Annotated in this window: 8 protein-coding genes; 1 reads left to right on the forward strand and 7 read right to left on the reverse strand. The window is 29.1% G+C overall.

The features are described from left to right. Positions 1–8: 8 nt before the first annotated feature. A complete protein-coding gene (ribE, locus tag CRU94_RS07240) occupies positions 9–617 on the forward strand; it encodes a riboflavin synthase (protein ID WP_129106106.1) in 609 nt (202 codons plus the stop codon). Here ribE and mreC read toward each other — a convergent pair. The 7 genes from mreC to CRU94_RS07275 are packed head-to-tail and all read right to left on the reverse strand — an operon-like array spanning position 614 to position 7,065. Continuing rightward, positions 614–1,378, reverse strand: a complete 765-nt coding sequence (gene mreC / locus CRU94_RS07245; RefSeq protein WP_129106107.1) for a rod shape-determining protein MreC — start codon at positions 1,376–1,378, stop codon at positions 614–616. The two genes, ribE and mreC, sit on opposite strands and share 4 nt — an antisense overlap. A 7-nt stretch (positions 1,379–1,385) precedes the next feature. Next, the gene (locus CRU94_RS07250; protein ID WP_129106108.1) at positions 1,386–2,423 is read right to left on the reverse strand and encodes a rod shape-determining protein; all 1,038 of its coding nucleotides are present in this window, start codon (positions 2,421–2,423) and stop codon (positions 1,386–1,388) included. 3 nt (positions 2,424–2,426) lie between these two features. Then, positions 2,427–3,650 carry an ATP-dependent Clp protease ATP-binding subunit ClpX gene (gene clpX, locus CRU94_RS07255; protein ID WP_129106109.1) on the reverse strand — a complete coding sequence of 408 codons (1,224 nt, stop codon included), beginning with the start codon at positions 3,648–3,650 and terminating at the stop codon, positions 2,427–2,429. Continuing rightward, complete coding sequence (lpxA, locus tag CRU94_RS07260; RefSeq protein WP_129106110.1) at positions 3,643–4,446, reverse strand: acyl-ACP--UDP-N-acetylglucosamine O-acyltransferase; 804 nt, start codon at positions 4,444–4,446, stop codon at positions 3,643–3,645. The genes clpX and lpxA overlap by 8 nt, the downstream gene beginning before the upstream one ends. Before the next feature lie 11 nt (positions 4,447–4,457). Next, entirely contained in the window at positions 4,458–4,901 is a 444-nt protein-coding gene (fabZ, locus tag CRU94_RS07265) for a 3-hydroxyacyl-ACP dehydratase FabZ (RefSeq protein ID WP_129106111.1), read from the reverse strand. A 50-nt stretch (positions 4,902–4,951) separates the two neighbouring features. After that, positions 4,952–5,995: a lipid-A-disaccharide synthase gene (gene lpxB / locus CRU94_RS07270; RefSeq protein WP_129106112.1), complete on the reverse strand. Its 1,044-nt coding sequence runs from the start codon at positions 5,993–5,995 to the stop codon at positions 4,952–4,954. Then, on the reverse strand, positions 5,992–7,065 hold the full coding sequence (locus tag CRU94_RS07275) for an epoxyqueuosine reductase QueH (protein ID WP_129106113.1): 1,074 nt from the start codon (positions 7,063–7,065) through the stop codon (positions 5,992–5,994). Before CRU94_RS07275 ends, lpxB begins: the two co-directional genes overlap by 4 nt. Positions 7,066–7,639: the final 574 nt, after the last annotated feature.

The following is a 7,639-nucleotide window of genomic DNA, read 5'->3' on the forward strand; positions in this document are numbered from 1 at the left end:
TTTTTTAAGTGTTTACAGGTTTAATAAGAGAGATGGCAAAGGTTGAGAACTTTTCAAATAATATTTTAACTCTAAAAGCAGAATATAGACCTAAAATTGGAGATTCTATTGCTGTAAATGGAGCTTGTTTAACTGTTATAAAAATAGGAAATAAAAATTTTAGTGTAGAGTTATCTCCTGAAAGTAGTTCTATTTTAGCACTAGAAAATTATAAAAATGAAGTTCATATAGAACCAGCAATGCTGCTCGGTGATAGATTTGAAGGTCATATAGTTCAAGGACATATTGATTGTGTTGGGATAGTTGAAAAAATAGAGAAAAATGGTAATTCAGCAGATTTTTATATCAAAGTACCTAAAGAGTTTTTAAAATATATGATTTCAAAAGGTAGTGTTGCAATTGATGGTGTATCACTGACTATAAATGAAGTTTTAAAAAGTAGTTTTAGACTTACAATTATTCCTCACACAATTCAAAATACGCTTTTTAGAACTTATAAAGTAGGAAGTAGAGTTAATATTGAAACGGATATGTTTGCTAGATATATTTACAATATGTTTAATAAAAAAGAGAATCTATCGTGGGGCGATGTTGATAGAATTATGGCATCTTACTAATCTAAAATTTCCTCATATATATAAAAAAATCTCTTTTCAAGAGGTTTTGCATAAGGCTCTATTGTAGCAACTTTCATATCAGGATACTCTTTTATCTCAACAACTTTTCCAACTCTAAGTCCCTCATAAAAGATATTATCAAGTCCAGATGTTATAACCTCATCACCAATATTTATATTGGCCCAAATTGGTATAAATTTAACTTGTAAAAGATTATGATTGTCATCTTTTGATGTTAAAATTCCAGAACTTTTACTATTTCCAATAAAAACTGCGTATGTACAATCTTCATTTCCATTTAAAAGTCCAATATTTTTAGCTCCTCTTTTTAAAGCTATTCCAGCAGCATAATTTTCAGAGATTAAACCAACTATTTTTTCATCTAACTCTTTATCAATTAACACTGTTGTAAAGTCATCAAAATTTATATAAGACAAAACTCTTACAATATCAATTTTTGCATTTATATTTGGTATTTCAACATTTATTAAAAACTCTTTTAATGAATCTATCTTTGAAATTGTTGATTCATACAGATATTTGTACTCTTTTAATTTTAAATTTTCAGACTGAAGCTCTTTTATTAAAGCTTCTTGATTAAAATGGTTTTTAATATTTTGAGAAAAATTTATATAACCATTTATATAAGAGTTTTTTAACCCTGCAAAAAATCCAAACTGTTTTGAAATATATTCATCCACTTCAAACAAATAGATTAATCCTGCAAAGATAAATAAAGATAGAAATAAAAATCTCTTCATTTAGAAATTAATTTTTCATCTCTTCTATAATTTTTAATAGTTCTGGCTCATCTAATACTTGACTTGTACCATAAGCAACAGATAAAAGTGGATCTTCTGCAATTCTTACTGGAATTCTTACAATTTCAGCTAGATATTTATCAATTCCTCTAATCAAGGCTCCCCCACCTGTTATTATAATTCCATTATCAACAACATCTCCAGCTAAATCAGGTGGCATATTTTCTAAAACAGTTCTAATTGCACTTGCAATCTCTTTTAGAGGCTCTTTTATAGCAATTCTAACACCTTCGCTTCCTAACTCGATAGTTGAAAGGTATCCAGAGTGATCTTTACCTTTAATTTGAATTTTAAGCTCAGGCTCTAGTTTAACAGCAGCTCCTACTTCAATCTTAATTGTTTCAGCAGTTCTCTCACCAATAAATAGATTATAGTTTTGTCTTACATACTCAACAATAGATCTATCTACTTTATCTCCACCAACTTTTACACTTTTACATAAAACTAATCCACCTAAAGATGTAACCCCAATCTCAGTTGTTCCACCACCAATATCAACAACCACATGACCATCTGGATCACTAACTGGAATTCCAGCTCCAATAGCCGCTGCCATTGGCTCTTCAACTAAAAATACCTCTCTAGCTCCTGCACTCATAGCTGACTCTTCAACAGCTTTTCTCTCAACTTGTGTAATTCCATAAGGAATACAGATAATTACTCTAGGTCTAATAAATGATTTTCTTGAATGAGCTTTTTCGATAAAATATCTAATCATTCTTTCAGTCATCTCAAAATCAGCGATAACTCCATCTTGCATTGGACGAACAGCTTGGATATTTAGTGGTGTTTTTCCAAGCATTCTTTTAGCCTCTTGACCTACGGCTAAAATTTTATCTTTCCCTTGTTTATCAACTTGAACAGCAACAACAGAAGGCTCATTTATAATAATACCTTTACCTTTTACAGAAACAATAGTGTTAGCAGTTCCTAAATCTATCGCCATATCACTTGAAAAAAATCCGATTAGTTTATCTAAAATCATTTGTTATCCTTTGCTTACTTTTGGTTCTTCCTCTTTTAGAATAACCTTTTTTGTAATTGTAATTTTTTTATTTTTAAACTTTGGAAGGTCAAACATAATATCAAGCATAATATCTTCCAAAATTGACCTAAGTCCTCTAGCCCCTGTTTTTCTCTTTATGGCCAAATCAGCAAGTTCAAGTAAAGCATCTTTATCAAACTCTAAATCTACTTTATCCATAGAGAAAAGTTTTATATACTGTTTGATTAAAGCATTTTTTGGTTCAGTTAAAATATGTACCATATCCTCTTTTGAGATCTCATTTAAAGTTGCTATCATATGAAGTCTTCCAATAAGTTCTGGAATTAAACCATATTTTACTAAATCATCTGTTTCAACTTTTGAAATAAGTTTATCACTATCAGATTTTGATTTTTTATCTTGATTAAATCCTAAAACATTAGAACCCTGTTTTCTTCTAATAATATCTTCAAGTCCATCAAAAGCTCCACCACAAATAAATAAAATATTTGTTGTATCAACTTGAAGGGAGTCTTGTCCTGGATGTTTTCTTCCACCTTTTGGAGGTACATTTACAATAGCACCCTCAACTATTTTTAAAAGTGCTTGTTGAACTCCCTCTCCTGAAACATCTCTAGTAATACTTCTATTCTCACTCATTCTTGCAATTTTATCTATTTCATCAATAAAAATAATTCCTCTTTGAGCTTTTTCTATATCCCCACCAGCAGCTTGAACCAATCTTGTTACAACATTTTCAACATCATCTCCAACATATCCAGCTTCAGTTAAACTAGTTGCATCTGCAATTGCCAAAGGAACATCAAGGTATTTTGATATTGTTTGAGCAAGAAGAGTTTTTCCACTTCCAGTAGGTCCAATTAGAAGTACATTTGATTTATTAAGTTCAATATCATCACCTAACTCATCTTTTCTAAAAATTCTTTTATAGTGATTATAAACAGCAACAGATAGAACTTTTTTAGCTCTCTCTTGTCCTATTACATACTCATCTAAAATTGCTTTTAACTCTGAAGGAGTTTTTATTTTTAGCTCTTCAGGTTTTATTTTAGTTTCACTTTTAATAGAGATATCATCTAATTGTGTATTCATAATATCATAAGCAGCACCCACACAAGCTTTACATATACAAGCATTATCTCCAGTTATTATTGGATTTGCTTTTGTATCATTTGCACCACAAAAATCACAAACTATCTTACTCATTTTCACTCTTTAAATTTCTCTCAAAAGGAATTCCTCTTTTTGTTTCAATTATAAAACTTGCAAGTTTTTTAACTAACTCATTTGAATCATTTTCAAAAAGATTTTTAGCAGCCTCTTGAAGTGGATTTCCCATACTAAATAGAACTTTATAAGCATGTTTTAAAGCATTTATATCATCTTTATTATCTAATCTTCTTCTAAGTCCTACTAAATTTAAACCTTTAATTGTTGCTTTATTTCCCTCTGCTAAACAAAATGGTGGAATATCTTGAGCAACAGCACTAGCTCCTCCAATCATCGCTTGTGTTCCTATTTTACAAAATTGATGAATTGGTGTTAATCCGCCAACTACAACAAAATCTTCACACTCAACATGACCAGCAAGCGTTGCTCCATTTGCAAATATACAGTTATCTCCAATAATACAATCATGAGCCACATGAACATAACCCATAAATAAATTATTACTTCCAATAATAGTTTTAATATTTCCAGTAACAGTTCCAGGATTAAAAAGTGTAAACTCTCTAATTTTATTATTATCACCAATTATTAGCTCAACCTCTTCTTCGTTGTTGAACTTTAAATCTTGTGGAATTGATCCAATTGAAGCGTGAGAAAATATATGATTATTTTTTCCAATTGTTGTTTTTCCAGTTATTAAAGAGTGAGAATCCACTATCGTTCCATCGCCAATAATAACATCTTTGCCAATTATCGTATATGCACCAATTGTTACATTGTTCCCTAGTTTTGCACCATCTTCTATAATGGCAGTTTTGTGAATATTATTCATTTTATTCCTAATTATTTATCAACAATCATTGCTTTAAATTCAGCTTCGGCTGTAAGTTTACCATCAACATAAGCTTTACCTTCAAAAACCATTAGAGTACTCTTCATCTTTATTGCTGTTAACTCATAATCTAATCTATCTCCAGGACGAACAGGATTTCTAAATTTAGCCTTATCTATGCTCATGAAATAGATAACTTTATTTTTAAGCTCCTCATCACTTAAGCCTGAACTTTTTAGTGCTAAAACTCCACCGCATTGTGCCATTCCTTCTAAAATCATAACTCCTGGATAGATTGGATGACCTGGAAAATGTCCTTGAAATGATGGTTCTGAAATTGATATATTTTTATAACCTTTTATAACTTTTCCCTCTTCCATATCTGTAATTCTATCTACTAATAGCATCGGGTATCTATGTGGTAAAATCTCTTGAATTTGCATAATATCAAACATATTTTTATCCTAAAAATTGAAAATTGCTAAAGATTATATCTAAAAGAAGTTTAGTTTTTTATAATCTTTGCAACATTTTGAGAACTTCCCTCTTTTAGATAATCTTTTAAAAGCTTAGAGTTTTTAAAAAAATCTTCTCTATTCATACTTTTATAATCATTTAAAAGATTCTCCACAGTTACATCTTTTTGTAGAAATTCACTATGAAGTGGTCTGTTATACATTTTTTCAAAAAATATATTTGCAAGACCTACATAAGGAAGTTTTACAAAGACTCTTCCAATAAAAAAATCTATTTTTTTTGCAATATAAGCAAGAGTAAAAGGAGTTCCAATAAGTGCTGCTTCAAGTGTTGCAGTTCCACTACAAATAAATGCATACTCAGCTTCTAAAAGTGATTTGTGAGCATCTTTTGATATTGTAAATTTGCTAATATCTCCATAAATTTCTTTTATATAATTATCATCAAATTTTGATGGAATTACTAAAATGTACTCTTTGTTTGGAATATGTTTTATTAACTCTTTAAATATAGGCATTAAGTTTCTTATCTCTGTTTTTCTACTTCCAGCCATAAATACAATTTTTTCTGTGCTTGAAAGCTCTTTTTTAAACTCTTTTATCTCATCTAAAAGAGGATGTCCTACATAAGTAATTTTCTCTTTATTACTATATAACTCACTTTCAAATGGAATAATAGAACAAAGCTTTGAGCAAGTTGCCTCTAAAACTTTAACTCTTTTTCTTTTCCAAGCCCAAGCTTGTGGAAGAATATAGTAAATAATCTCTTTATTTGGATAAACTTCTCTTAGTTTTTTTGCCAATGGAAGATTAAATCCACTACTATCCATCAAAAGAACTTTGTCGCAATCTTTTGCCAACTTGACTAGCTCATCTCTTAGACGAAAAAAGAATCTGAGTTTTTTTAAAGCATCAACTATCCCCATAATAGCAAGATGACTTAAATCATAAAGAGGATTTCCTAAATCTTTATCAAACACTCCAACAAGCTCAACATTCTCACCTAAATATTTTTTTAACTCTTTTAGATGAATATTTGATGATGCTTCCATTGCACTTACTAAAATTTTCATATAATCTCCTCTTTTATATCTTCATAAACAACACTATTTATAAAAATCTCATACTTTTCATCAATAATTTTATCAACAACAATCAAAGCACTTAAATCAAAAGGATTGTTTAATATCTTATTTCTAACTACAATCTCATCTTCAAATTTAAGTGGATTAAATATCAACTCTTTTGTTGATTTATATCTACTATTAGAGATTTCATTAAATTTATCTATAGTAATAATTTTCACTTCATCTTTAGCTAAATAATTTATTCCATTTTTTACATACTCTATTTTTGAACTCGTTTGATTTTTATTTATTGTTGAATAGGCAAAAATGTAAGAGGGAATAATCTCTTTATTTGCTACAACTTTACCACTTAGTAATCTATAGTTTAAAAATCTTTGTTTAATTATTTTGTACTCTTTATTACTCTCTTCAAATTGATCTCTTTTTTTATATAATTCTAATCTTTGTTCAATTGATTCGGGCATTATTTGATTTGAAATAGGATTAAACATCTCATCCATAATCTTCTTTTGATGTTCTCTTTGAGAAGACAATCCAAATAGACATCCACAATAATTTTGCCTATACAAGCTATTCTCTTTTACTCTTAATCCTTGAATCTGAGCTCCATTTCCACTTCTATAATCTTTAAAAATAAACCTTATGCCTGTTTTGTTTTCTAAATTGTTTCCAATAAGCTCAAGCTTTTCTTGAGATTTCTTTGGTGATATCAACAAAGTAGTAGTAAAACTACTTTCACCTAGCTCAATAGCTTTTTTTACACTATTTTCAAGCCTATCATCATAACAAACGGTACATCTATCACCTTTTTCAGGAAGATGCTCCATCCCTTTTACTTTTTTTAACCACTCTTCAAGATTATATGGTCCCTCAATAAGCGGAATTCCTAATTTTTTACAAGAGTATTCAACATCTAAATATCTAAGTCTATATTCACTATATGGATGAATATTTGGATCATAAAAGTATCCAATAAGCTTCTCATTTGGAAAATCTTCTTGAATCTTTTCTAAAAAATAGTGGCTATCAACAGAGCAACAAATATGTACTAACAATTTTGTCCTTTTTTTTAAATAAGGTATAATTATAGTTAAAAAAATTTTAATAAAGGGTTTCTTATCAAAAATATAATCAAAATATCACTTATTGCTTCAATATTTACAGCCTGCAGTATAAAAGAGCCTCAAATATCATCAAACAGTGCAACAATTCTGTTTAAAACTCCAAATATAAAATTTCATGATAGAGGTTTTATCTATAAATATAAAAACTATACTAAACTTCAAGTATTTAGTTTAGGAAATTTAATTTTTGATGTAGATATTTATAATGATAAAATATGTAAAGGCATTTTTAAATGTCAAGATTTAGAAACATTTAATAAAGAGTACTTGAGTGAAGAGTATGACAATAATTTTTTAAAAAGTTTATTGGATGAGAATAAAAGAACAAGCTACTTTAAAGATGATAAGAATCAGATAACAATAAGAGTAATAAGAGATTAAATAAAAAAAGCCTTCAGCTAAACACTTAAGAGATAAGTGAATAGATAAAGGCTTGAATAAAACTCAAAAGAGCTGGCAGCGACCTACGTTTCCACCGGGGGACCCAGCAGTATTATCGGCGATG

This window comes from Arcobacter sp. AHV-9/2010 (assembly GCF_004116575.1).
Classification (GTDB): Bacteria; Campylobacterota; Campylobacteria; order Campylobacterales; family Arcobacteraceae; genus Aliarcobacter; species Aliarcobacter skirrowii.